The 24,684-nt window shown below is 42.3% G+C and carries 29 protein-coding genes and 1 pseudogene; 9 read left to right on the plus strand and 21 right to left on the minus strand.

Annotated elements, in window-relative coordinates; all coding sequences use genetic code 11:
- Positions 1-100: 100 nt before the first annotated feature.
- Positions 101-886 carry an NRDE family protein gene (locus tag JN178_RS09140; RefSeq protein WP_202266012.1) on the minus strand — a complete coding sequence of 262 codons (786 nt, stop codon included), beginning with the start codon at positions 884-886 and terminating at the stop codon, positions 101-103.
- Between the two features lie 191 nt (positions 887-1,077).
- Between JN178_RS09140 and JN178_RS09145 the strand changes: the two genes are divergently transcribed.
- Entirely contained in the window at positions 1,078-1,713 is a 636-nt protein-coding gene (locus JN178_RS09145; RefSeq protein ID WP_202265463.1) for a 1-acyl-sn-glycerol-3-phosphate acyltransferase, read from the plus strand.
- A gap of 81 nt (positions 1,714-1,794) precedes the next feature.
- A complete protein-coding gene (locus JN178_RS09150) occupies positions 1,795-3,036 on the plus strand; it encodes a cystathionine gamma-synthase family protein (protein ID WP_202265465.1) in 1,242 nt (413 codons plus the stop codon).
- A 69-nt stretch (positions 3,037-3,105) separates the two neighbouring features.
- Here the strand turns inward: JN178_RS09150 and JN178_RS09155 are convergent, their stop codons facing one another.
- Positions 3,106-5,577, minus strand: coding sequence for a CHRD domain-containing protein (locus tag JN178_RS09155; RefSeq protein ID WP_232369738.1), 2,472 nt, complete (start codon positions 5,575-5,577; stop codon positions 3,106-3,108).
- A 257-nt stretch (positions 5,578-5,834) separates the two neighbouring features.
- On the opposite strand from JN178_RS09155, the gene JN178_RS09160 reads away from it, so the two are divergent.
- Positions 5,835-6,434: an FMN-dependent NADH-azoreductase gene (locus JN178_RS09160; protein ID WP_159624829.1), complete on the plus strand. Its 600-nt coding sequence runs from the start codon at positions 5,835-5,837 to the stop codon at positions 6,432-6,434.
- A 127-nt stretch (positions 6,435-6,561) separates the two neighbouring features.
- Here JN178_RS09160 and JN178_RS09165 read toward each other — a convergent pair whose 3' ends face one another.
- On the minus strand, positions 6,562-7,071 hold the full coding sequence (locus JN178_RS09165; protein ID WP_202266016.1) for a glutathione peroxidase: 510 nt from the start codon (positions 7,069-7,071) through the stop codon (positions 6,562-6,564).
- Positions 7,072-7,295: 224 nt separating this feature from the next.
- Here JN178_RS09165 and JN178_RS09170 point away from each other — a divergent pair, with 224 nt between their 5' ends.
- A complete protein-coding gene (locus tag JN178_RS09170; protein WP_202265467.1) occupies positions 7,296-9,785 on the plus strand; it encodes a S9 family peptidase in 2,490 nt (829 codons plus the stop codon).
- 104 nt (positions 9,786-9,889) lie between these two features.
- Here the strand turns inward: JN178_RS09170 and rrtA are convergent, their stop codons facing one another.
- Positions 9,890-10,474, minus strand: coding sequence for a rhombosortase (gene rrtA / locus JN178_RS09175; protein ID WP_202265469.1), 585 nt, complete (start codon positions 10,472-10,474; stop codon positions 9,890-9,892).
- A gap of 113 nt (positions 10,475-10,587) precedes the next feature.
- Here rrtA and JN178_RS09180 point away from each other — a divergent pair, with 113 nt between their 5' ends.
- Together JN178_RS09180 and ggt are read left to right on the plus strand one after the other, a co-directional pair.
- Positions 10,588-11,352, plus strand: a complete 765-nt coding sequence (locus tag JN178_RS09180) for an enoyl-CoA hydratase (protein WP_202265471.1) — start codon at positions 10,588-10,590, stop codon at positions 11,350-11,352.
- Positions 11,353-11,366: 14 nt separating this feature from the next.
- The gene (ggt, locus tag JN178_RS09185; RefSeq protein ID WP_202265473.1) at positions 11,367-13,124 is read left to right on the plus strand and encodes a gamma-glutamyltransferase; all 1,758 of its coding nucleotides are present in this window, start codon (positions 11,367-11,369) and stop codon (positions 13,122-13,124) included.
- Positions 13,125-13,187: 63 nt separating this feature from the next.
- Here ggt and JN178_RS09190 read toward each other — a convergent pair whose 3' ends face one another.
- The 14 genes from JN178_RS09190 to JN178_RS09255 all read right to left on the minus strand — a co-directional run bounded on the left by JN178_RS09190 (position 13,188) and on the right by JN178_RS09255 (position 21,482).
- Positions 13,188-13,997: a PhzF family phenazine biosynthesis protein gene (locus JN178_RS09190; protein WP_202265475.1), complete on the minus strand. Its 810-nt coding sequence runs from the start codon at positions 13,995-13,997 to the stop codon at positions 13,188-13,190.
- 275 nt (positions 13,998-14,272) lie between these two features.
- On the minus strand, positions 14,273-14,782 hold the full coding sequence (locus JN178_RS09195; protein ID WP_202265477.1) for a hypothetical protein: 510 nt from the start codon (positions 14,780-14,782) through the stop codon (positions 14,273-14,275).
- 106 nt (positions 14,783-14,888) lie between these two features.
- Positions 14,889-15,350 (minus strand): hypothetical protein, encoded by a 462-nt coding sequence (locus JN178_RS09200; RefSeq protein ID WP_159624813.1) that lies wholly within the window; start codon positions 15,348-15,350, stop codon positions 14,889-14,891.
- Between the two features lie 141 nt (positions 15,351-15,491).
- Positions 15,492-15,848, minus strand: coding sequence for a hypothetical protein (locus JN178_RS09205; RefSeq protein ID WP_202265479.1), 357 nt, complete (start codon positions 15,846-15,848; stop codon positions 15,492-15,494).
- An 11-nt stretch (positions 15,849-15,859) separates the two neighbouring features.
- Positions 15,860-16,168 (minus strand): hypothetical protein, encoded by a 309-nt coding sequence (locus JN178_RS09210; RefSeq protein ID WP_202265481.1) that lies wholly within the window; start codon positions 16,166-16,168, stop codon positions 15,860-15,862.
- Between the two features lie 72 nt (positions 16,169-16,240).
- The gene (locus tag JN178_RS09215; RefSeq protein WP_202265483.1) at positions 16,241-16,963 is read right to left on the minus strand and encodes an SIMPL domain-containing protein; all 723 of its coding nucleotides are present in this window, start codon (positions 16,961-16,963) and stop codon (positions 16,241-16,243) included.
- Positions 16,964-17,091: 128 nt separating this feature from the next.
- Entirely contained in the window at positions 17,092-17,625 is a 534-nt protein-coding gene (locus tag JN178_RS09220; protein ID WP_202265484.1) for a hypothetical protein, read from the minus strand.
- A gap of 145 nt (positions 17,626-17,770) precedes the next feature.
- A complete protein-coding gene (locus JN178_RS09225; protein ID WP_202265485.1) occupies positions 17,771-18,229 on the minus strand; it encodes a nuclear transport factor 2 family protein in 459 nt (152 codons plus the stop codon).
- A gap of 66 nt (positions 18,230-18,295) precedes the next feature.
- Positions 18,296-18,793, minus strand: coding sequence for a DUF3592 domain-containing protein (locus JN178_RS09230; protein WP_202265486.1), 498 nt, complete (start codon positions 18,791-18,793; stop codon positions 18,296-18,298).
- Between the two features lie 105 nt (positions 18,794-18,898).
- Complete coding sequence (locus tag JN178_RS09235) at positions 18,899-19,183, minus strand: hypothetical protein (RefSeq protein WP_202265487.1); 285 nt, start codon at positions 19,181-19,183, stop codon at positions 18,899-18,901.
- A 96-nt stretch (positions 19,184-19,279) separates the two neighbouring features.
- Positions 19,280-19,753, minus strand: a complete 474-nt coding sequence (locus JN178_RS09240; RefSeq protein WP_202265488.1) for a nuclear transport factor 2 family protein — start codon at positions 19,751-19,753, stop codon at positions 19,280-19,282.
- Positions 19,754-19,842: 89 nt separating this feature from the next.
- Positions 19,843-20,310: a nuclear transport factor 2 family protein gene (locus JN178_RS09245; RefSeq protein ID WP_202265489.1), complete on the minus strand. Its 468-nt coding sequence runs from the start codon at positions 20,308-20,310 to the stop codon at positions 19,843-19,845.
- Between the two features lie 132 nt (positions 20,311-20,442).
- Entirely contained in the window at positions 20,443-20,808 is a 366-nt protein-coding gene (locus JN178_RS09250; protein ID WP_202265490.1) for a hypothetical protein, read from the minus strand.
- Between the two features lie 32 nt (positions 20,809-20,840).
- Positions 20,841-21,482: a hypothetical protein gene (locus tag JN178_RS09255; RefSeq protein ID WP_202265491.1), complete on the minus strand. Its 642-nt coding sequence runs from the start codon at positions 21,480-21,482 to the stop codon at positions 20,841-20,843.
- A 187-nt stretch (positions 21,483-21,669) separates the two neighbouring features.
- Here JN178_RS09255 and JN178_RS09260 point away from each other — a divergent pair, with 187 nt between their 5' ends.
- From JN178_RS09260 to JN178_RS09270, 3 genes and pseudogenes are all read left to right on the plus strand, one after another.
- Positions 21,670-21,915 (plus strand): type II toxin-antitoxin system CcdA family antitoxin, encoded by a 246-nt coding sequence (locus JN178_RS09260; protein ID WP_202265493.1) that lies wholly within the window; start codon positions 21,670-21,672, stop codon positions 21,913-21,915.
- Positions 21,915-22,232 (plus strand): annotated as a pseudogene (locus JN178_RS09265) (CcdB family protein). The gene JN178_RS09260 and the pseudogene JN178_RS09265 overlap by 1 nt, the downstream one beginning before the upstream one ends.
- Positions 22,233-22,334: 102 nt before the next feature.
- A complete protein-coding gene (locus JN178_RS09270; protein WP_202265495.1) occupies positions 22,335-22,589 on the plus strand; it encodes a hypothetical protein in 255 nt (84 codons plus the stop codon).
- Between the two features lie 120 nt (positions 22,590-22,709).
- Here JN178_RS09270 and JN178_RS09275 read toward each other — a convergent pair whose 3' ends face one another.
- The 3 genes from JN178_RS09275 to JN178_RS09285 form a co-directional block, all read right to left on the minus strand.
- Positions 22,710-23,099 carry a hypothetical protein gene (locus tag JN178_RS09275; protein ID WP_202265497.1) on the minus strand — a complete coding sequence of 130 codons (390 nt, stop codon included), beginning with the start codon at positions 23,097-23,099 and terminating at the stop codon, positions 22,710-22,712.
- A gap of 37 nt (positions 23,100-23,136) precedes the next feature.
- Positions 23,137-23,682 (minus strand): NMCC_0638 family (lipo)protein, encoded by a 546-nt coding sequence (locus JN178_RS09280; RefSeq protein ID WP_202265499.1) that lies wholly within the window; start codon positions 23,680-23,682, stop codon positions 23,137-23,139.
- A gap of 321 nt (positions 23,683-24,003) precedes the next feature.
- Positions 24,004-24,678: a hypothetical protein gene (locus tag JN178_RS09285; RefSeq protein WP_202265501.1), complete on the minus strand. Its 675-nt coding sequence runs from the start codon at positions 24,676-24,678 to the stop codon at positions 24,004-24,006.
- Positions 24,679-24,684 lie beyond the last annotated feature (6 nt).

Genomic DNA, 24,684 nt, shown 5'->3' on the forward strand with positions numbered 1-24,684 from the left:
GGGCCATTAAAGTGTATTGACTTGTTCGCTTCAATTATCGGTTATATCACGCGCTAATTGATTGACTATCTGAGTGTACAAAGGAGTAAGCCTTGATAACTTACAATGTGAAAGCGCGTGTTTCTTGTGCTTTGCCGTGTTCGTCGAAGCGTCTCTCCAACCAGGTTATTTTATTGTTCAAATCGACTAACAGTAAAGTGGATGTGCGCGTACCGTAGTTAGGCGTGTGAATAAAAATCGACGATAGTGCTTTTTCCCATTCGTAACCAATACCGGTATCGGGCAATGCGTCGTCTTCAGCTTTGTTATCTTGCGCTAACAATTCGAACAATGATTCATGGTCAATAAGTTTTGCATTGTTTACGTAGTGGTTAAGCGCTGTTACACCTTGAGTTACTTTTGGCCAGGGGGTGGCGATATCTGCATTTGAAAGCCCATACACGCCTTTTTCAATAGTGTGCGTGGTGTCGTTCACATTATTGTAAACACGCAATTTATTAATATTTCCAAACAGCAAATTGTAGCCGTTGTAGTGGTGCCTGTTTTCACGTATCCGGCTAAGGTAATGCTGGCTATCGTTTTCCACTTTATTTTTTGATGTACTTGCGTTCAATGAAAGCCAGTTAGCAACGAGCTCTCCTCTAGATATCGCATTTTGCTTGAGGTTGTGCGGCTCTCGTACATTCGTTAATGCAGAAATCATCCCGTTACGCGTAACGCCCATCCATGTTCCTCCTGCTTCCAAATCTCGACCAGCGAGCACCGTGGGATGTGAATTCCAAAATTCAGAGGGGGCAGTAGGTCGAGCGTAAAACTCATCGCGATTTGCCGCGATGATAAGTGGGAAGTCCCGTCGCATTTTATTAGCGATAAACAAGATACACATAAAGGTCTCACTACTGAAAATACGCATACAAGCGCTAAAATGTTAACTAAATGTTTACAATGAAGAAACATCAATTATGATCGGGGATAAGCACGTCATTTTGTGCCGCATCATTCGCCGCACCTTTCTCCGCATTATCGACAAACATGGCTACATCGATTATGCAGGGCAGTAGTAAGAGAATAACAATAATGAATACCGGTTCACAAACACAGTCACATCGTCGCCCTTTATCACAGGTTAATATTGGTAAATTGGTATCTCGCAAATGGCCGCGATGGCTATCGCGATTTGCAACATGGCTACTTACTAAGCGGGGATGGGTTGTAGAAGGTGAGTTTATCAATGAACGAAAAGCTATTATTGCCGTGGCACCACATACATCTAACTGGGACTTTTTCATTGGCTTATTTGTGGTTTTTTCATTTAGGTTAAACTTAAACTTTTTTGGTAAGCACACAATTTTCAAGCCGCCACTTGGAGCTGTCGTTCGCCGATTGGGGGGAATTCCCATCGAGCGCAGTAAGGCTCATGGTGTGGTTAGTGTTATCGCAACTCAAATTAAGCAAGCTGATGATCTTATTCTTGCGTTGGCACCAGAGGGTACACGTAGTCCGATATTTCCTTGGAAAACGGGGTTTATGCATATAGCGCGTGAAGCTGAAATTCCGATTCAAGTTATTGGGATCGACTATGCTAAAAAGGCCATTGTATTGGGCCCGATTATTCAGAAAGTGACTAACATAGATGAACAAATGCAAACTATTTATGCGTTTTATGATACTGTTTGCGCAAAATATCCAAAAAATTGCATAACACGGTCGTAAGCCAATTCTATCGCAGAGATAATTGGCGCTAGTAAAGTCGTGATAATCCAAGTCGCTTTCATCATATTCGGAGCTTAACACGTGACAAAACAGGGATTTACAACCCGTCAGGTTCATGCTGATCGCATGTTAAACGCACCAGAGCACGGTGGTGTTCATACCAGTACTTCAAACTCAGTGTTGTTTGAATTTAAAGACGCAAAGGGCATTATCGATGCGTTTCAAGGCAAACGTGCTGCACACGTATATTCTCGTTCATCTTCGCCTTCTGTCGCGGCACTACAAAATATGCTCAACGACCTTGAAGGTGGGGTAGGAGCGCTGTGTTTTGCAACGGGGATGGCAGCTATTAGCAGTGCTCTTTTTGCACTAGTAAAGTCAGGCGATCACTTAATTGTCAGTCAATACTTGTTCGGTAATACCCGTAGCTTCTTTGAAACGATTCAGGACTTTGGTGTACAGGTTACGTTTACTGATGTTACTGATATTGAACACATAAAAGCGGCTTATCAGCCCAATACTAAAGGCGTTTACACCGAAACAGTTGCTAACCCAGTCACCCAAGTTGCGGATTTACGTGGTATTGGTCAGTTCTGTGAAGAGAAATGTATTCTGTTTATGGTGGATAACACCATGACACCACCGCCGCTGTTTTATGCAAAAGAGGTTAAAGCATCTTTGATTTTTTGCTCGTTAACCAAATATATCGCCGGCCACGGTAATGTGTTAGGCGGTGCCGTTATTGATACTGGCGTGTTTGATTGGCAACAATTTAGCAATATAAAGCCGGCTTATCAGGTTGACGATGTCTCTCAATGGGGGCTGACCCAGATTAAGAAAAAAGGGCTTCGTGACCTTGGGGCAACGCTTGCGCCGCAATCGGCCAGCGCGATTGCGCTAGGAATGGAAACCCTCGAACTGCGTATGGCGCGCAGTCAGTACAATGCAATGCAGTTAGCAACATTCTTAGACAACCACGCAAAAGTCGCTAAAGTGTTTTATCCTGGCTTAGCCGATCATCCACAGCACTTTACTGCCCGAGAGCACTTGAACAATGGCTATGGCGCTATTCTAAGTTTTGACTTAGTGGAAGGAGCCGACCCCGTTGCATTTCTTAATCAGATGGAGCTTGTAATCTGTGCGACCCACTTAGGGGATAATCGCACTCTGGCATTGCCGGTAGCACCAACGATCTATTTTGAGAACACGGCACAGGAACGTCAAAAAATGGGGATTTCTGATTCAATGCTGCGACTTTCTGTGGGCATTGAAGATACCGCTGATTTAATAGCCGACTTTGATAGAGCGTTAGCCACATTGTAAAAAATAAAAAAGGGGCGTATGCCCCTTTTTTATGCTTTGCAACTCATTTGTGACTAATTAGAGAGCAAGTTACTCGAAACCAAGTGTCACTTGGCCGCGGATCTCTCCGCTTGTGAACGCTGCCGAATGAAAGTTAGTGTAATAGCCACCGGCTTCCATTGTTGTCATTTGTGCTTCAGTAAGTGTTGTGTCGGCAGGTACAGACCACATACCATCCATTCCCTCAGTGAGTGCAATTACAACACCGCCGTTTACGCCAGCTTCACCTTCGTGAATATGCGCCATGGTGGCAGTCATTCCTGCAATTGTTACTGAGCCTGAAAGTGCGCCTGTCGTGGTATTTAGTGTAAACGCACCGCTACCCGTTGCATCAGTTGTCACCGCTGGAACTTCTTGAGCCCCAGTTGCGGTAATGCCATACACCTGAATATTATCCGGGGTTATTTGACCGCGGATCTCACCACTAGGGTTGGCTTCTGTATGCACATTAACATAGTGACCGCCCGACAGTAATTGCGTAGCAGTCGCCATGTCTAAACTGACACTGCCGTCAGTCATCCATACACCTGCTGTTTCATCACTTTCAACAAGGGTCACTACTACGCCACCAGTTTCGCCTGCGAACCCACTGTGTATGTGAGCCATGGTTGCATTTTCTAGCGTTGTTACTGCAACCAGTGACACTGAATTATCGGTCGTATCAAACAAGGCATAACCTGATCCAGACGCCATTGTGTCTACCGCGGGTACAGACTGATTGCCACTTAATGGAAAGGTAACAACCGCGGTAGTGTCAGCAACTATTTGACCTCGCACTTCGCCACTAGGGTTAGCTTCTGTATGTACGTTTAAGTACCACTCGCCGTTGGTTAACGCAGCCAGATTGCTCGGTGAAATTGTCGTTTCAGCCAATACATACGTACCATCACCGGCGTCCGTTAATGGAAATGCTACCGGACCATTCATTCCAATGCCACCATCGTGAACATGTACGCCTGTCACGTCAGTTAAACCTGATACATCAACACTTACGCTAAACGCTGGCAGGTCTTCATCAATCTCAACCACAGCCGAGGCCGACGACATTGTAGTAACCGCTGGTACTTCTTGAGAACCACTTAGCGATACATTATATGTCATATCGGCGTTAAACGGCGGAGGGGGTGGTGCTAGGTCGTCTAGCAATGCTAGTTGAGGTAAATCACCGTCCATTGCACCGTCTAGTGCAATTGCGGTATACACACCACCGTTCTCTAGCGAAAGCACGCCAGTTTCAATTGCCGCTGTTTTAGTGCCTGTAGGCGTCACAGTAACGACATAGTCACCTTCGGCTAGGCCAACATAACCTGTTTCCGCTAAATCGTCTGTCGAGTAGGGAATATCGCTAAATGCTGGATCAACAGCATCTATTTCACCGTCTGCGGTAACATAAATATCCACGTTGCCTGCACTTGGCGAAGCGTGAACAATACGCACTTTCGCTTCAGTCGCAATGGCGCGAGGCATATCTACAAGCACGTCAAGTTCTGGCATTGCTAATGTGTTATTCGCAATAGCGGTATATCTCATGCCAATCTCAAGTGACAACGGCGCATCATCAATGGCCACAACACTATTGTCAGCGTCTGCGACTACGTCGATAACATAGTCGCCAGGCGCGACAGAAACATAGTCAGTCGTGCGAGGAAACTGTATGCCGTCTACGAGTAGAACTTCGTTATTTGCGATAACATCGACTGCTGGTGCATCACTAATACCGTGTACTACCCGCACATCTGAGGTGGCGCTTGAGTCCCAAATTTTGAAACTTTCTGTTCCATCGGCGGCAAGCAGAGTCACTGGGGAGTCGCCAGTACCTACGTTATTGGTTGCTGCGATGAGTAAATCAGCACCATCAGCAAGATTAACCGTGCCAGAGTCATAAACTACAGTCGTTTCACCTGCAGGTGTTATACGAACCTGATAGTCGCCTGCTGGAACTTGCAGTAGGTCAGTGAAATCAGTAAACGATGCCGTAACAAGCGGTTGTTCTGCACTTATATCAGTGCCAGGGGCAGTAACATAAATGTCTACGGTGGGGGCCATTGATGCAGCGTGAACAATTTGTACTTGTGCATTACCCGCTTCTACCGGTGTTTCAGCACTTGTTACCGTTAAAAAGGCCAGTGTTTCGTCGCTGACGTTTCCAACAGCAAAAATGTCATAATTGATATCTTCTTCTAGCGTAACATCAGCTTGGAGCACCTCAGCATCATCACCGGGTAAAACGGCGGTAACGCCTATATCGTATGTACCCGTAGCAACCTCAAAGCGTGATGAAGCCACCTGATAGTCAACATTCTCTAACCCGTTCAAAATGGCATCGTTGGCAGTAATATTGACCAATGGAGCATCTGATGCACTGTGGATCACTCTTACATTAGCAAACGTTGGATCGGGCATGGGTTGGGGGGCTGGGGCGTCATCATCATCGTCATCTAGCCAACAGCCTGTGAGTGTGAGCGGCACAACGAGCAATGCGGCTTTGAGTTTCAGATTCATATCTTATTTCCTTTTTATTAACAATTGCTGCACAACCATTACGCCGCCAATTAGCCAAAAGTTTAAGCAAATGACTAACATTAAGCTTGTTTAATAAGTGAACTAAAACCGAAAGGTCATTATTGTTAAAAATGAATAAACGTGAGTAACCTGGCACTTTAATGTTCTAAAAAATAGAATAATTTGGTTCATTTATACTAATTTTACTGTTTGCATGCCTGCACTAAAGTAAACGTACTCACTACAGGAGATCAGTCATGAAAACAGTATTAGCAATTTATTCAAGTCTAAACGGCGAACAAGGTAATTCATCAAAGCTTGCAAATGAGTATTTAGCAAAGCTAGAAGCCAAAGGTGACGTGTCTATTAAGCGCGTTGATTTATCGACTATGGAGCTTCCTCATCTATCTAGCGAGGAAATGCAGGCGTGGATGACTGCGCCTGCAGAACGAAGCGAAGCGCAACATGTACTAGCAAATCGTTCAGACTCAATCGTGGAATCTGTAAAGCAAGCCGATGAAATTGTATTGGCGGTACCAATGTACAACTTTGGCATTCCATCAAGTCTAAAGGCGTACTTTGATCGTGTTGCGCGTGCTGGAATTACCTTTAAATACACTGAGAATGGTCCAGTAGGATTGCTAGAGAACAAGAGTGCAACTGTATTTGCTGCGCGCGGTGGTATTTATGCAGGTACTGACTTTGATACACAAACTCCATATCTTCAACACTTCTTGGGTTTTGTGGGTATTAGCAATGTAAACTTTGTTTATGCAGAAGGGCTTGCAATGGGCGAGGAGCAAGCGAAAAATGCATTTTCAGCAGCCAGTGAAAAAATTATTGAACTATCTGAATAACTCGCAGACTAACTATATGCAGTTAGCAAAAACGTTGGAAGTTGTTTGAGCTAATAGTGTGTTCCAAGTTGAGTGTGCTTGTTGCCCCGCGAATATCGCGGGGCTTTTTTTTGCCTAAATAAAAAATTTATTTGTTTAGCAATGCTTCAACATCGGCGATAAAAGACGCGTCAGTAGGTTTTGTTGAGCTAGGGTAGTGAGTAATTTTTTTGCCAGAGGCATCGATGAGATACTTGTTGAAATTCCACGATGGCGCTTTACCTGTTGCGGCTTTAAGCATGCGATACATTGGGTCGGCGTCTTCACCTGTAACAGAGGTTGGCTCAAACATCGGAAATTTAACGCCGTAGGTTAGCTCACAAAGCTCAGCCGTTTTACCTTCATCATTATCCTCTTGATTAAAATCGTGCGAGGGAAAGCCCAGTACCACAAAGTCTTTGTCTTTATAATCACTGTAAAGGGTTTCAAGGCCTTCAAACTGTGGTGTATATCCGCAATAACTAGCAGTGTTAACAACCAACAGTGTTTTACCGCCATACTCATCACATAAATTCACGGTTTCCTGCGAGTTAAGTTTACGTTTCATAAATTTCAACACACTAGGGCACTCACTAGCGGCAGCGGGGACACTCGACATCGCTAGTACTGCTGCTAATGTTGCAACCACTTTTGTTACTTTCATCTATTACACCCTCTGATCGTTGTTTCTCTGTTATCTCATTGAATAAATAATGACGTAAATCTAATAGCAAAACGGAATATGAATACGTTTGGTTCACAAACCATAACGATGAACGTTGACTATATAAGGTTGGCTCTGCGTATAATGTTGTCGAGTTTCACCTATAACGACTTAAAATAATGAAAAAATATTCTACTTTATTTCTCGCTGCCAGCGTTACTTTCGCGTTGGGTGGTTGTGCTAGTACAACGGATAATACCTCCACTACGGCGACAGCGTCTCCTGCGCGTTCGGTCCAACAAGCCGTTACACCTGAGGTTGAAATGCCGATGGCAGTGCAAAATGGCAAAATCACGCTTAAACAAGTAATGGCAGATCCTCAGTGGATTGGTGCACTACCAACAGATATGGGCTGGTCAGTTGACGGTAGTAAAATTGTTTTTGAAAGAGAAAAACAAGACAGTGCATTGTCGGACGTTTATATCGCCGATATCAACACGCCCAACGAGGCTGTAAAGGCGCCTTTATCTGACTTGCACAAATACCGCTTTGACGAGCGCGTGGTGCGAAACGACGGCGTCATCGCTTTTGCTTTTGAAGATAGCGTGTTTATTCAGTTTACTAATGGTAAAACGGTACAGCTAACACGCGGTGGCAACTCGCTATCCAATCTTTCATTTATGACTGATGGACGTTTGATGGCACTAAGCGGTAATCGTTTTGTCGCTATTAATTTAGAAACGGGTACACGAGAAGAGCTATTAAGCTGGGAATTCGCTGATGAACCCAAGGCCGTTGAGCCAGCAAAGGATTATATTGCACAAGAGCAACACACACTCATTCAGTATATCGCTCTTCAGCGCAAGAACCGACAAGAGAAAGAAGACGCCGAGCAAGCGTTGGCGCAAAGTAACATTAGCGTAGCACCTGCACCGTTTTATTTCGATAAATCTCATCGACTAGCTGGTATTAGTGTATCACCTGCTGGGAACTACGCAGTTGTGGCGACAACGGAGAGTAAACCGAGCCGCGATGATAGCGATATAATGCCGCACTACATTCAGGAAGATAGCCGTATTGCAGCTAAATCAGTGAGGCAACGTGTGGCGGATGCAGAGCCAGTAAACCACGAATTATGGCTACTGAACTTAAAAACTGGTGAAAAGAGTGCGCTAAATTACTTTAGTCTGCCGGGCTATAACGATGATGTACTTGCCAGCGTAAAAACGGAAAATGCAAAAGCAAATGGCGAAAGCTATGAAGTGAATCGCTTGCCGCGACCCATTACACTGTTACAAAGCTGGTATTGGACTAAGCCTTCTATACGTTGGCACAAAAACGGTGAAGCCGTCGCTGTGATGCTTGAAGCGTGGGATAACAAAGACCGTTGGATAGCCACGGTAAACTTAGAGAATAAGTCGTTAGAAAACCAACATCGCCTGCATGACGACGCATGGGTAAATTATCGATTCAATGCATTTGATTGGTTAAACAATAGTGAAACACTTTACTTCCAGTCAGAACATAGTGGTTATGCACATTTGTACCTACAAACGCCCGGCGAAAAACCTGTAGCATTGACCAGCGGTCAGTATATCGTTGATGATATTACGTTGTCGCCGGATGATAACTATCTGTATTTCAAAGCCAATATTGAACATCCAGGGCTTTACGAGATCTACCGCGCGGACTTGTCAGACAAAAGCATAGAGACGATGACCGATTTAAACGGTATGACGGATTATGTGCTGAGTCCCGATGGTTCGCAGTTGGTGTTGAGCCACAGTAAAGTGAATAAACCTGCCGAATTGTATGTTAAACCAGCGCAGGAAGCTGTTGCTGCTGCGCAGATTACACAAAGTACCAGCGACACCTTTAACGCATTACCATGGGCTGTGCCGAAAGTAGTGGCAATTCCATCGTCGCACACTGATGCACCCATTTATGCGCGTGTTTACTTGCCTGAAAATTACGACAGTGAAACGTCCAACAAAGCGGTAGTGTTCAATCACGGTGCGGGTTACCTTCAGAACGCACACCTTGGTTGGTCGGGCTATTTTAGAGAGTACATGTTCCACAGTATGCTTGTTCAACAAGGTTACGTTGTGCTTGATATGGATTACCGCGCAAGTGCTGGTTACGGTAGAGATTGGCGTACCGCTATTTACCGTCAAATGGGAACGCCTGAAGTACAAGATTTACGCGATGGTGTGAATTGGCTGGTGGATAATGCAAATGTGGATCGCGCGCGCATTGGTACCTATGGTGGTTCGTATGGTGGCTTCTTAACATTTATGTCGATGTTTACAGCACCAGATTTGTTTGCTGCTGGCGCGGCGCTGAGACCTGTTACTGATTGGGCGCACTATAATACGCCATATACTGCGAATATTTTAAATACCCCTGATATCGATCCAATCGCATATGAGCGCAGTTCACCAATCTATTTCGCCGAAGGATTACAGAAGCCTCTGTTAATCAATGCGCCTATGGTTGATGATAATGTGTTTTTCCACGACACAGTTCGATTAGTTCAGCGTTTGATTGAGCTTGAAAAAGAAAACTTTGAAACAGCAATTTATCCGGTAGAGCCTCACGGGTTTGTGCAACCCAGCTCGTGGTTAGATGAATACCGCCGTATTTATAAGTTGTTTGAAGAGAACTTATAGTTCCTTGAATTAGCAATTAATAAGGCTGAGTGTTGTGCGGTAGGCTTCTAAAGCGTACCGCACTTTTTTTTATGGGATTCTCTAAATTAAGATAAACGAAATGGCTAGCGTCTTCTTGCGGTCAAAAGCATGAGCGCGAAGATGATAAGACCTCCACATGCCCCAAATAAGTGAGCATCAACAGCAACTTTTGCGTCGATAAGCGCAGCAACTTGTGCGCTACTGCCATCAAATTGTTCATAACCCACCTTGATGGCAAGCCCTAACAATAGTAACCAACCAGAACGCACCTTCTCTTTTATATCCATGCATGCTCCCCATGCAAATAGCCCGTGAAGTGCCCCAGAAAGCCCGGCATACCAGATAAGATCAGGCGAATAGAAGTAAAGACCAGCGCTTGTTCCAATACAACACCAAACAAACACCTTTAAAAATAAGCCAATGCGATAGTGCTCTTTGTGAAGCGCCCATAACAACGCGAGTCCTGCCAAATTTAGTAATAGATGAAAGCCATTCGTATGCACGAGGTTGCCGGTTACTAGTCTCCACGTTTCAAGACCTTGAATAGCATAACGGTCGTAAGCTAAATAATTACCTGATGTAGGCTCAAAGAAAAATGCAATTGTGGCACAAACTGCGACAATTAGGGGGCCAGCACTATACTTAAAGGAAAACGGCAGTGACATCATTAGTGTTAGTTATTTTTTATAATAGAAATTGCTGGCTATGATACAGAAGTTGCCCGAGAGGTTAAAACCGAACCTCGTTAATTGTTCGAAAATTCAAGAGTAAAGGAACGCTTATGTCTCATATTATTACTGAAGTGAATAATCATTGTTTATCTATTGTCATTAATAGAGTTGAAAAGAAAAACGCGCTTACTCGAGAAATGTATCAAGCCATGGCTGATGCAATATTTGACATAAAAGAAGATAAAACCATTAAAGCAATTATTATTAAAGGTGCAGGTGATTGTTTTACCGCTGGCAATGATATTAGCGATTTTGCAGAGCAACAAGACAATGCTCACGTACCTGAAACGGCATCGTTTATGCGGGCGCTTGCTGAATGTAAAGTGCCAGTAATTGCCCAAGTACATGGTGTTGCGGTAGGCATTGGTACCACGTTACTTCTTCATTGCGATTTTGTTTATGCCACACCAGATAGCCGATTTGTTCTACCATTCATCAATTTAGGGCTTGTTCCCGAATATGCATCAAGTTATCTTCTACCCAAAGTAGCAGGGCATATAAAAGCGGCAGAATGGTTGATGTTGGGTGAACCGTTTAGTGCCGAAGAGGCCTATCAATTTGGTTTACTCACTAAGATTGTAGATGCTAATTCGATTTCGCAGGTTGTTAAAGATACCGCCCAAAAGCTCGTAGAAAAGCCAACGTTCTCTCTTATGCAAACTAAATCGCTGTTAAAAGGTGATGGTGAGCGCATTACGCTTCAGATGAACGAAGAGTTTGATATATTTCTCGAAGCACTAGGTACGACAGCTGCACAAGAAGCCTTTGATGCCTTTTTGAAAAAACGCCCCATAAACCCTGAAAAATTCAGATAAGAGGAATCCGTATTTTGAGACGCAATGTTTTTCTAAAAGCCTCCGTTATTACCCTGGCGTTATCTACCAGTTTTGTTTTTGGTGTTGATGCTAAACAAACGCGTGAAGTAGGGGAGCCAGAAGCCGCAACAGGTTATATTGAGAAAAAGGCCTTTGAAGCACAAGAGTACATGGTTGTTGCAGCTAATCCTTATGCGTCTTGGGCGGGAAAAAACATTCTTGAAAAGGGCGGGAGCGCGATAGATGCCGCGGTTGCTGTACAGGCTATGCTGTCGCTTGTTGAGCCTCAGTCTTCAGGCATTGGTGGCGGCGCGTTTATTCTTTATTGGGATAACAAGAATAAGGTACTACACACCTTTGACGGTCGCGAGACAGCACCTACCTCAGTGAATTCTCATTGGTTCATGAAAGGCAATAGCCCTATGCGATGGATTGATGCGGTTGTGGGCGGCAAATCAGTTGGCGTACCAGGGGCAGTTAAAGCGCTTGAAATGGCTCAAAGCGAGTTTGGTAAGTTGCCTTGGAATACCCTGTTTGACGACACAATAGCCACAGCCGAAGAGGGATTCAAGGTATCCCCACGCTTAGCAAAATTAGTTGCACTAGATTACCACCCGGGACTGAAAACGTTCCCTGCTAGTTCAGTGTATTTTTTCCCTGCTGGTAATCCTTTGCAAGAAGGCGTGATCAAGAAAAACCGAAAGCTTGCCAAAACATTAAGGGGCATTGCAGACAAAGGCAGTGATTACCTTTTAAAAGGAGAAGTTGCGCAGAAAATTGTTGATGCGGTGAATAGCGCGGAAATTAATCCAGGGCAAATGACACTTGAAGATTTAGCGAGTTACGAGCCAGTAAAACGCGAGCCTGTTTGTGGTTTATACCACGAGAAGCGTATTTGCGGCATGGCCCCACCAAGCTCTGGCGGTGTTAATGTTTATCAAATTCTTAAAATGCTAGAAGGGTTTGATTTAAGTAAATACTCACCTGACTCGGTCGAGTTTGCGAATTTGTATACTCAGGCGAGCGCTATGTCTTACGCTGATCGAGAAAAATTCATAGCAGACAGCGATTTCACCAATTTGCCGTTTGCAGCCATGATCAACACAGCTTACCTAGAACGCCGAGCACAGAGTATCGATGTGGACAAAAAGTGGCGTCGAGCTCGTGCAGGCAACCCGTATGCAGAGGCAAACGTTGCATTAGGTACGTCAATGGAGCTGCCTAATACATCACATGTGTCTATTGTTGATAAAGAGGGCAATGCGGTATCGATGACCACTAGCATCGAATTTATGTTTGGCTCAGGCATAATGGTTGAAGGCTTTCTGTTGAACAACCAACTAACCGATTTCTCATTTTCACCAACAAAAGATAGATTCCCCGTGCCCAACCGTGTTGAGCCAGGAAAGCGTCCAAGAAGTGCCATGAGTCCCACTATGGTGTTCGATAAAGAAGGCAACTTAGAAGTGGTAGTAGGGTCGCCTGGCGGCTCTCGAATCGTGAGTTATGTGGCGCAAACGCTTATTGGGGTTATCGATTTTGACCTTGATATACAGCAAGCGATTAATATGCCCAAAATTACAAACCGCAACGATTATACTGCACTTGAAAAGGGGACACCTATCGCCAACTTAGAAGGCGCGTTGACGGAACTTGGCCACAACGTGAAGGTGGTAGATTTAAACAGCGGTCTGCACGGAATACAGTTCAAATCGGGTAAGCTTATTGGTGGTGCTGACCCGCGCAGAGAAGGTATTGCTGTAGGTAAGTAGCTCTAAAGCGGTGCCATTAGACTGTAAGGAATGGGAAGTTGCTTTTAAAACGACTTCCCGTTTTTACCTAATAATAATTTCACCCGATAAGTATTGTACGGTCTGCCCTGAAACTAAAACTCTGTCACCCGCTATCACGCACTTTAGTACACCTCCGCGTTTAGACGCTTGGTAGGCGTCCAGTTCTTTTTTGCCAAGTTGTTGAGACCAATAGGGGGCTAGTCCTGTATGAATAGAGCCCGTAACGGGGTCTTCGTCACCACCATTGGCAGGCCAAAAATAACGCGAAACAAAGTCAAAATGCTTACTCGGCGCGGTAACTACCACATCGTAAGGGGCAAGCTTTTTGATCTGTGAGGTATCTTGTTCAACTAGCATTACATCATCTTCGTTATCATAGATCGCAAAATATGCCTGATCGTTTTGCAATATTGCACTAGGGGCGATAGATAAGCCGTCAAGTAATGCTGAGGGGATATAATCAGGTTTTTGAGGAGCACGCGAGGGGAAATTCATTTGTATAAAACCGTCGGCTTTCTTTTCCACTCGCATTACGCCAACTGCATCGGCAACAAATTCTATCTCGTGACTATCGGGAAAAAGACCAAAAACAACATGTGCTGAGGCCAATGTAGCATGACCGCAAAAGTCTATTTCTGTTACCGGCGAAAACCAGCGAATATGATAAACCAAGGTGTCTTCAGTTACGTTTTCTTCCTTTAGTAAGAATGCGGTTTCTGACAAATTGTTTTCAATTGCAATAGACTGCATGAGCGCATCTGGCAACCATCTATCAAGTACTATTACAGCGGCGGAGTTTCCTCTGAATTGCTTATCTGTAAATGCATCTATAACTTTTATTGCTAGCTTCATTCGTGTTTCCACATAATCTCTAGGGTGATTACCTATAGCAATCGGCTTGCTTACATAATGCCCCGATTATATGCGAAGTTCTTAGAAATAGTGAATAATTTACCTGATCATGTCTTGGCTAAGCAGTTGTCATTCGTTGCGAAAAAAGTAATAAACGCTACCAAGAAACGGTAAGCAAGAAAATCAAATAGAAATGCTGAAAAGCAGGGAAGCGAAAGTTTTCGCACAGGCCTACTTACATAAACCTGTGCAATAGCAGTTTAATCTTAGATTACTTAGCCATGAGGCTGTGAAGAACGCTTAGATCCCTCTTGCACACACGCTTTAAAGTTACCCATTGCGATTTCTTTTGCATGTAACTCTATACCACCCGCATTTTTGTATGTGGTGTAGTCTTTATTTGGCATTTCTGTAGAAACGTACCAAAAATTCCCATCAACATTTTCACTACATGTACCAGGATAAGTCACTGTCCAAGTATTACGTAGATAACAGTTTTTAGCTGTTTGAATATAGGTATCTTCAGTCTTAACCGTGTCACCCTTTGTTCCCCAGATCCGCGTAATGGTAACTTCAGTAGCGATACCGTCCATGCCATTAGCGTGTTTATTAATGTAATAGTTCCAGTTGCCCTGCAATCGACTATTCTCAAGAATAAAGCTATCGCATTTGGTAATGCCATAGTCGTGAAACGACTTAAGCAGTGTTGCGTCATCATCAGCAAACGCAGCCCCGCAATGTAGTAGTGCACCAAATAATCCAAGCTTAATTAGTCTTGATTCCATCATAACTCCATTTTTTTATTGTTGTTGCTAAGTGTGTTTTTTTAAGAACATGAAATGGCTCTCAACTTCCTAAATTCAGAGCCATTGCATAGAAAACGTGTTTCTTTTATAGATAAGTATCGGGGTGAATTTTGTTAACCTTCCACTCACCATCTTCTTTCACCAGATCGATGCTGCGTAGGTCTTCAATTTTGTCATCACCATACATTCCACTTAAGAATACGGTGATAGTAGATGTTTCTGAGAACTCAGAGCGGCCAACGCCACCTGAATTTTGAGGGGTAATAATTACGGTGTCGTAGCGCAAGTTAAGTAGGTGGCGCTGTACGTTTCTATTTGAGTGGTAGCGAGTGAGAATACGAGACATTTTTTCGCTCGACAGCGCGATAGCACGGTCGAGGTTATCGTCTTCATATACACTTCTTAGAAACGTTACAGTTGTGTATTCCGGCGTACTCTCGTCCAACATTCCATATCGACCAAGGCCGTCATCTTGTTTTTTATCACATGCAGCTAAAAACAATAATGTAAAAAGCCCGAATAGGGCGTACCACTTACCTGTTTTCATTGTGAGACCTTTTTGCTGAATTCCATTTCTAATTTTTAGTAGTCGATAGATGCATAATCAACGATTTTCCACTGTATTTCAACTAACTTTGTGGCAAAAAATGGATATGCACTTCGAAAAAAAGCTAAATAATCTATCAGCTTACAGTCGAGTTGTGTTCTTCAACTCTTCGTCAAACAAAAAGTTGAGGGTATCTATTATGTCGGTAAATGCATCAAGCCCTTCGAAAGCTAAATCTTGGTCTATTGAAATGTGCGTAGCCAAATTTTTGCTAAATGAGTCTAACACTTCAGCAATTTCGCCTTCATTGAACATACCTATAAACGTTCGGCACGCCGCTGAGGATGTTTTGCCCGATTCATTACACTTATTCGCAAGCAAACCGAGCTTTTTATATTCATTTACTTGTTGCTCAAGCTGCTCTTTTTCGCTTACCGCATTACAGGTAAAAGAAAACATCAATAATGGTACAGCAACGACATAGGGTAAAAGTTTCATATTGTTCTTCCTTATTTAGCTCTGTTGTATTCCCAACTCACGAGCGCAGCACATGCACCTGAAATTGCAAAGGTAACAAGCGATGCTGCAACTACGACAGCCCCGCCCAACGCCATACCAAAGCCATTACTTTGCATCAAGGTTTTAGTACCTGCTACTTCAACTTCAGCGGGCGGCATAACACTTATTATCAAATTCACAAGAATAAGTAGACAGCCAAGCCCAAACAACACGGCTGCAAGGTAAGCAATCACCCTTGCGGTAACTAGAAGTAACGTTAGATTCTGTGTTTTGATAGTTGAAAAGGGGATAAATGTCATAAAAATCCTTTTAGCTAATTTATGTGCTTCCGTTGATGCTTAGACAGCAATGCTGCCATGATTTTGCTCTAATTAATCGACCTTTAAATCGAATACCACATGTACAGTGGCGCTAAACACAATGTTTTCTTGTAAATAGCGACCTGGCTCGAATTCTTCGGCTTCAATTCTTGAACCTGTAACTTGTATTGTCTCAATGGCATCATTAAAACCATATCTATCATAATGGTTTTGTGTCGCTGAGTTGATGCTATAAACATTACCTAATTTTGCGCCAAACGCACTAGCCATCGTACGGCCCTGATGCTTGGCATCCTCTACAGCATTAGCAACCGCCTCTTGCCTGAGCGCTTCTTGTCGAGAGGATTGGAATTCAATATTTTTTATTTCACTGACGCCTATTTCAAGTGCAAAATTCATAAAGTCGTTCAGCATACTAATTTCTTTGAGTGTTACTTTTACAGTGCGACTCGCAATATAACCGTCTAGCACTTTTTTATCATCGTCGGTGTAAATGTAATTTGCGTATGTAGTTATGCTGGACGCAGTAACATTCTGGTCGTCGACACTAAATCTCTCTAGCCCTGCTAATAGGTTATTAATCCTTTTATCGACACTTTGCTTTGCGTTCAGGCTAGTGATATTTTGCGACTCTGTTTCAAAAGTGACAATGACCATATCAGGAGCAGCGGTAATTTTTGACTGACCTTCAACAACGATATGCCTGTCATTTGGTACACTGGCAATAAGACTTAATGGGTATATAGCTAAAAGAATTGTGGCGAGAAACTTCATAAAACCTCCTTGTACCGGAAATTATCTAACGGTGTTCGTGTTGAACTCTATGCTGAGCAGTTTAACTATGAACCCAAACATCATTGTCTTGCATTCAGTTTGTGCTTCATGTCTATTTCCATTTCCTGTTAATCTTCATTGCCAACGTCGATGTCGGCGTTGTCGATAAGTGTAAAGTAACCATCTTCCTCATCAAGTTGCAGCAAAATTGAGAGCGTTACTAACTGGCCTTCGGTAGGCTCTTCATTGAAGCCTGCTGCAATTGAAAAAGACGTTTCTCCCTTGAACTGGTCTGAAATTAGATTTTGTGTCTCTTTAAAATTCTTAACTGCGAGTTCGGAAAGCTTGAAAGTGTATTCAGTTTTCGCTGGTGTTGACGTGAAAAAGCCATCTTGTGCGGCAATAGTCTTTTGCATGTCAAGATCAAGAGGGTAGGTGAAATTCCTCACACCTTTGTCATTGTCTAACGTTAGGCTCAGTTTGATTTTTTCTAAATCAAGAGTGAAGGGTTGTGACACGATTATTTTTGAGCGTATTTCAGAGCCATTCAACGCGACGAAACTTTGCTCGCTAAAGCTGCGAAACTTTAACATTGTTGATATTGGAATGCTTGAGCAGCTGGATAACAGCAATACAAGAATGAACAAGTAAACATTTTTCATGATCTCTCCATGATCGACAGCTTTAATTGCACTATGCCAACATAGCAACGAAGTCGCGCAGAATGAAACAAAAAACTGTAACTGTTTTTGTATCCCAATAATTAGGCTGCGCGTTATTATTTAATGATTGGTTAATATCATTTATTTACTGCTTACTCGAATGCCTAGTGGCATCGTGGTATTGCCACAGAACATTAATGATTTTCCAGTCATCATTTTCGTTCTTATATAAATGCATGTAGTCAATCCATTCGTCAACAGTTAGCTTCACAGATGCCGCTCGGTTATCGATATCTAAAATTTTTATGTCAACCATCGGAGAAGAGGGAAATTTATCACCTTCTTTGTTGTAGTTTTCAGCCACCCAAACCATGGTGTCGAAGTCAGTTTCCATAATGTATTCTGACCCCTCTTTAGATTCCCAATATGTTCGCTTTGCTAATTTTTTATCTAGCCCTCTTTCCATTAATTCGGGTTTCGATTGATGTTGCGACTCGATGTAATCGAGAACTGCTCGTTCGATGTTTTTGTGTTCATTTAATGCTTCAGCTAATACCGAATGCGATAAAAGACCTGACAGTACAAGTGCAAAAAAACGACGCATGGGGCTTCCTTATAGTACGAAAGGGCATAGGTGTTTGGGATATAATGGCAAAGCGTTTTATTCACGTTAAGTATGAAATCGGGCAAGGTAGCTTAACAAGGGCGCTATTGCCGTAACGAATGTTACTACTATGCCAAGCTTGTTGGCCTTAAGTAAAAAACTTTTTTCTGGCTTTTTGGGGTTGTAGAAAACAGTTACTTCGTTTTGAGAGGTTACGTGAACGCCTGATGTTTGTTTTGCAAGTAGCGCTCTTGCATTGTAATTAGTCACAATCACCCAAGGCGAAATGCGCTTTCCCTGATAGGTTTTTCCGTCAACAGTATACGAATAAAGCGCTTTGCCCTGATACTGTTGTTCGGATAGTTCGTTTGTATTTCCGAAAGTTTCAATGCCAAGCTTGTGCAATTTCCCCTGAGTTGAAGCCCAAAACCGCGTTCTAATTTGGAAGTAGGTGGAGAACGAACAAACCACAAGCATGTATAATGACGCCCAAAACCATATACCCTGAAGCTCTCCTTCAGATGCCAAACCAATCATTTTCTGTAAGTAGTTCAAAGCGTCCATAGTGCATCTGTTTCGTGATTGAGCAAATACTACTTAGCTACAGTAGCGAAGCCACCCAAAGTGTACGGTATGAATAATCAAGTGAGTTGACCTGTTTGTGAATTACTATGCCCAATACAGAAGCCCCACTGCAATAATCCATATTCCGGAGATGAAAAGTAGATTAACAAGGGAGGGCGACTTGAATTTTGATTGAACGCCATCATAGCAAGCAACAATAAACGGAATGATGGCCAAGATTCCACCATAAACCAAACCTTTAAAAAAACCTGCGATCAGCCCCCATTCTTCAAACGCTATTGAGTAAAGCCAAGTAACAACCCAAACAACTAAGCATAAACCGAATAATAGTTTGGCAACCTTTTCCCTGTTTTCAAAAATCTGATGCATATTTAGTCCTTTAAATGACCACTTTTTATATTACATTGCAATAAGCCTACGCCATGCTAGTACAATTAATATAGGTATTCGTTTCAGTTTCTGTCATCACCTCGTTGTAGGTTTAATGCTAGCTGACACACTCACTAATTTCCATTGGCCGCTATGTTTAGACCATACTTGTGTACCACCGCCTGAGGCAGTGTGCGTTGTGCCATTTTTGAGTAAAACAGTTTGCGTAAACTCATTTACCAAAATGACAGTGTTGTTATCAATAACTGAAATCTTCACATTGGGGAACTCAAGCGATGTAACTTTTTGTATCGAGTTAAACCCTGCATCTACAACTGGAGTAAGTTCATTTAGATCGTTCCAGTTTGTACCGTCACTGTTTAAACCCACAAATTTATCGGAATCAAAATGTTCAAAATACGCGTTAGCATCTAGCTTTTTTGAAGCCTCTACAAGGCTATTGAAAGAATCCAGTACTTCTTTTTTAATGTCTTCTTGGTCAATATTGGCCTGCGTAACATGTGACAGTGATAACGTGAAGACCGCTATAAGCAATTGTTTATTTAACACTAACAACTCCTTGGCTCGACTAACTTATTCATTGAACGTAGCTGCAATTTGAATAGAGCACTGAAAATCAGGTACGAAGCTAACCCTAATTACAGGCCATGGTGTCGTCTTATGTGCTTAATTTTTCCATGTTCGTTGAACTCCAGCGACATAATGTTAATCGCAGTGTATTCAATAGGTTTATTCATATGGCTGGGATGTCCTTTGGCATGCTCTTTAAACTTAACAAACGTAACATTGCGACCTACCATAATGTCTAAAATGTTTATGTTGCTAAAATATATTTTGTCTTCTAGTTTTGCGATCATTGCAGAACGCAACTCGTCCTTATTTGTAACAGTCACATTAAATTTTACGTGCTCATCCTTGAAGTCATCTGCAAGGAATGACAAAAAGTGATCAACGTCCTTTTCATCCGAATTAGGTTGCTGGCGTAGGTTTTTTGCTTCTATAAATTGCTTCGTTAACTCCCTTAGCTTCGACTCGTCAAGCGGTTCTGCTGATAGGGCAGTCATAGATACAAAGTAAAACATTAAAATTGAAAATGCCGTTTTCACTGAATTTTCCTTAATTTTTGGTCTTCATTTACGAAGCCTTTCTCGACTTTGGGTATTGTTTAGTAGCCAATTAAAACTAAAAACTTACTAATAAAGCGAGAAATTTCATAGTATTCCTTGTTATGTGCAACACTATCCTTTTAGTAGGGTGAGAATTTCGTTGTTATCTGAATCGAATATTGAAACAGATCGGTCACCTAATATGATAGTTACGGGTACGTATTGATCTTTGTAACCATCGAACATGTCTCCAACCCACTTAGCATTTGATGATTCCGACTTAACAATGTTTTTGATGACGGTTAAGCCAGTGTTTTCTTTGTGTGTCAGGTGCTCTTTAACACTAGCGATACCCGAATCTAAATTGAATTCAATATAGGCCGGTTTACTAGCGTGTTTCCATACACCTTCTAGTGTATTTATATCACTGGCCATCGCGAAGCCCGCAACTAAGCTAATGCAAACCGAGATAAAGCGCAGAGTGGTTGTTTTTATCATTCTTATCCTCCTAGATTGAGCAGTACTGCTATCTATTTGCCAAATATAACCTTCATTTCTGGCAGCTTTTTTAGCTTGCGAGAATGAACAATTGCATCGTGTATAGCCAGAAGTTGATCGCTTGGTTTAAGTTTTAGCAGTGATTGAGCAAAGTCTTTCACTGAAATAGCCCAATCTCGGTCATCGTCGCATTCCAATACATTCTCTAAATATATATTTGCGTTTTGAAAATCTGAAGCATGCAAACAAACCAAGCCTTTGTTTAGGCAAGCCCAAATATTTTGCTTGTCACCCGCAGTGTTCGTTAATACATATTCTTTTGCAAGGTCTGGAGACGACATTGATTGACGATGAGCAAGGGCTTTGACCTTTGCTTTCTCTGCCAACGCGACCGCTTCAAAGAAAAAAGACTCCTCGTGTTTAAATTCTATGAATGAGTTTTCTCTATATCCAATATCGAAAGAAAGATATTCTTTCGGGTACCACAACCATGATATGCCTACATTTAGATAAGTGCCTTTAGACCAACTAGATGGCTGAAATTCGATCATAGTTAGCCACCAGCCGTTATCGTCTAGCCAAACTCTAGACTGGCCTTTTCTAACTAACCCTACAGGCTTCAGAATTTCCCTAGCAGCTTTATTGATAAGTTTGCTATGTATTGGTGTGGCCATAGTTTGCTCTAGGTACCTTACTTTTTACAACGGGCACTTACGCGCAGGCTAAAACTCGAAGCAGCCCACGTGTATGCGTCACAGCGAGATTGCGAGCGATTTAATGCGTTTAATGTATTCAACCCATGCTTTGCAATGCGCAATCGCATGCGTATATTTGGTGGTGATATTAGTTGGAGCAATAAAAATGCAAGATTTATATGACATCCATGCCCCAAAGAAAGCGACAAATTTAAGCTTGAACAGCGATTTACTGCAAAAAGCTCGAGATTTAAAAGTTAACCTGTCTGCAACCTTAGAGCAAGCACTTAAAGACAAGCTAAAAAATGTTGAAGCAGAGAAGTGGAAAAAAGAAAACAAAGCTGCCATTGCTGCATACAATGAATTTGTTGCTGAGAACGGTTGTATAGGTGATGAGTACCGAAACTTCTAATGGCGCAGTTTGATGTTTACAGAAACCCAAGTAAGAAAACGAATAAAGCTTACCCTTTTCTTGTTGATGTTCAAAACTCTGTAATTGATTAGTTGGCAACAAGGCTGGTTGTACCGTTAACAAATAGCGATACTAGAAACAGTCTTTACATGAAAAAATTGACTCCTTCGATAGAATTCGAAGGCTCAATATACTTATTTTTAGCCCAACAACTAAGTTCCATACCCGAAGACGTGCTCAATGATCGCGTTGGTACATTGGCGCAATCCAGAGAACTGCTGATAGATGCAATAGACTTCGCTATTACAGGAATATAGCGTCCCAGCGAGCAGCGCGAGTGCCTTTAGTTTTAGTTGCCTTAGTTAAAAATATTAATATATGACACATGTAGGCCAAACGCGATATAGCCTAGAGATAAAATGGCATTGAGAAACCAAATCAAGAGCCAAAACACACCTGTAAAGTTAAAAATCTTTCGTATTTTAGGGCTTAATAGCGCAATTGTCGAAGTGATAGAGCCCAAAGCAGAGCAACAAAATAGTGGAAGCACTGTAAACATTAATAAAAGGCCTGCAGCCCCCGCAGATGCCCCACTTGAGTCAGGTTCTATTGGAATTAATATCAAATACGATAAACAGACCGATACTAATAAAAATAATAAGCTAAGTAATTGAAGACTTCTCATATAGCCCCTAGTAGCTAACTTTTAAATAAGGGACGCAGACGCGTGGGCAGTAATGCAATGAAGCCCATGTGTTGGCGTCCCAGAAAATGGCAGCGAACGACTACAGTTGTTAGGAGACATTCTTTAATATCTCCTTGTTTTTGAATCCTACTTTTGTTGCTACGAATACAACCACACACGAAATAAATGCCTCAAAAGCGAATGTGGTTGAAAGATATAGTTCGCCCATAACGAGTGTATATAAAACAGTCGAGATTAAACAACTGCAAATAAAAAGGATAATGGCGTGCTGGTATGGTTTTGAATTTAATCCGCTAGCAAACCACCAAAAAACTACAAAAGTTAAAATGCCACTCACAAGGTACGATGTTGTAATGAACATAACATCTGGCACAGGCACTTTAAACATTCCAAATACTAAAACCAATAATGCAACGCCTACAACAGGGAAAAGGATTGATAGAGGGATAAACAAAAATATCCTTTTTAACTGCAACATTCATTTGCGTCCTTTCTTGATGAACTTATTACGCGCACTAGGCGCCTTGGTATGACATCACCGCAACTAAGTTACTAGGTTTGGCACTATTTACTGTTATAACCCATTGTTCTAGAAAACTACTACCTTGATACAATGTATATGAAGTTGTAGTTAGACTACCAGATTGCGAAACTAACTCTTTTTTATAAGTAAACCCGCTGTCTTTGGGAGGTAACCAAGCTTCCAAACTTGCTTGAATTGTATTTGGCTCACCTTGGTGTATGTATACAGAACAAAGTCCATTTTCTAGTAATGCAAGTCCGAAATTACCCTCATCATTCTTCAAGTACCAAGCTTTGCCTGCGTTACCTTTTAGGTAACTTTGAGAAATTTGCTCAGGTGCAATTACGAATCCTTTTCTTTTGGCTGATTGCTCTAAAGCCGCAGGGCTTTGACGACCGACTACACACGTTCCCATGAACAACTGGATTGGCGTTGATTTTCGTAGAGCAAGACCTTCATCTTCTTTTGCTAGAGTTGATTTACACCCAATGGTTGAAAGAAGCAGGGTTGCAACAATGTAAGATTTAACTCGATTCATATTCCGTATGCCTGACTTTCCAATAACGGGATGAGACATGTGGGGCATAATGGCGAAGCCGTCCCGCGTGTATGCATCCCAGCGAACGTAGTGAGCGGCTATATTTGTTTGTTAGTTGCCAATTGCATCAATGAGGCCCACCGTACTGAAGTACCAAATAAAAATACACTAAATAGCTAACCATCGTAAATATTTGAAACAATAGTAAGGTCCATTTTTGACGTGAAGTGAATTGCAGATTGCCTAAAGAGATTAGCGCAAAGACCAAAACACCGATAAGGGCGACCGGCAATAAACGCCCCAAACGCCTTTAGCGTTTCGTTAGGTGCGTTTTAGTTTAAAAAAACCTTCTTTTCTCGATAAATAATAAAGTGCCATAATTTGAGCGGCACAGATACCTAAAACTAATGCGATCGCGATTTCATAAGAATAACCGATGCCAACAAGGCAAATTATTGGCTCAGGGTGAATCCCGCCTATAAATATGAGATGCGGCATTCCGAAAAAGACGGGAAACACTGTATAGCAAAGTATGTCGTAGAACAAAAATGTGCCACACGCTGCAAGTGCTCTATAAACGCCCTTTGGCTTTATGAAGTAGAGGTACAGTGTACAAAAAAGAGAAACTAGATAAGTGGTACCACTTCCCATGAGACCGACTATTGGCAGCAAGGCACCGTCTTGGGAGGTATTCTTTGTAACTACTTTAAGCTCAGGCTTGAGTTTTAAAGATTGGGCGGACTCAGGAAATTCAATTACAAACCTAGGTGTTTCTGGAATAAAGCTGACATAGGCAACCGAACTCCCAGGCCAGGCTGTAGTTGAAACGGTTGCGCCAATACTCGGGAACAGTTCAATACCGGGCCAGATATTGATAATTGGTGTTCCAAGCCCGAAGACTACTCCCGAAAAAGCATGGCCAGCTTCATGAATCAGAACAGACGCAAGAAAATAAAAAAACAAAAGACCAGCAAGCAACAAAATCCTTTTAAACATAAGTAG

It is taken from the genome of Alteromonas sp. KC3 (assembly GCF_016756315.1).
Taxonomy (GTDB): Bacteria; Pseudomonadota; Gammaproteobacteria; order Enterobacterales; family Alteromonadaceae; genus Alteromonas.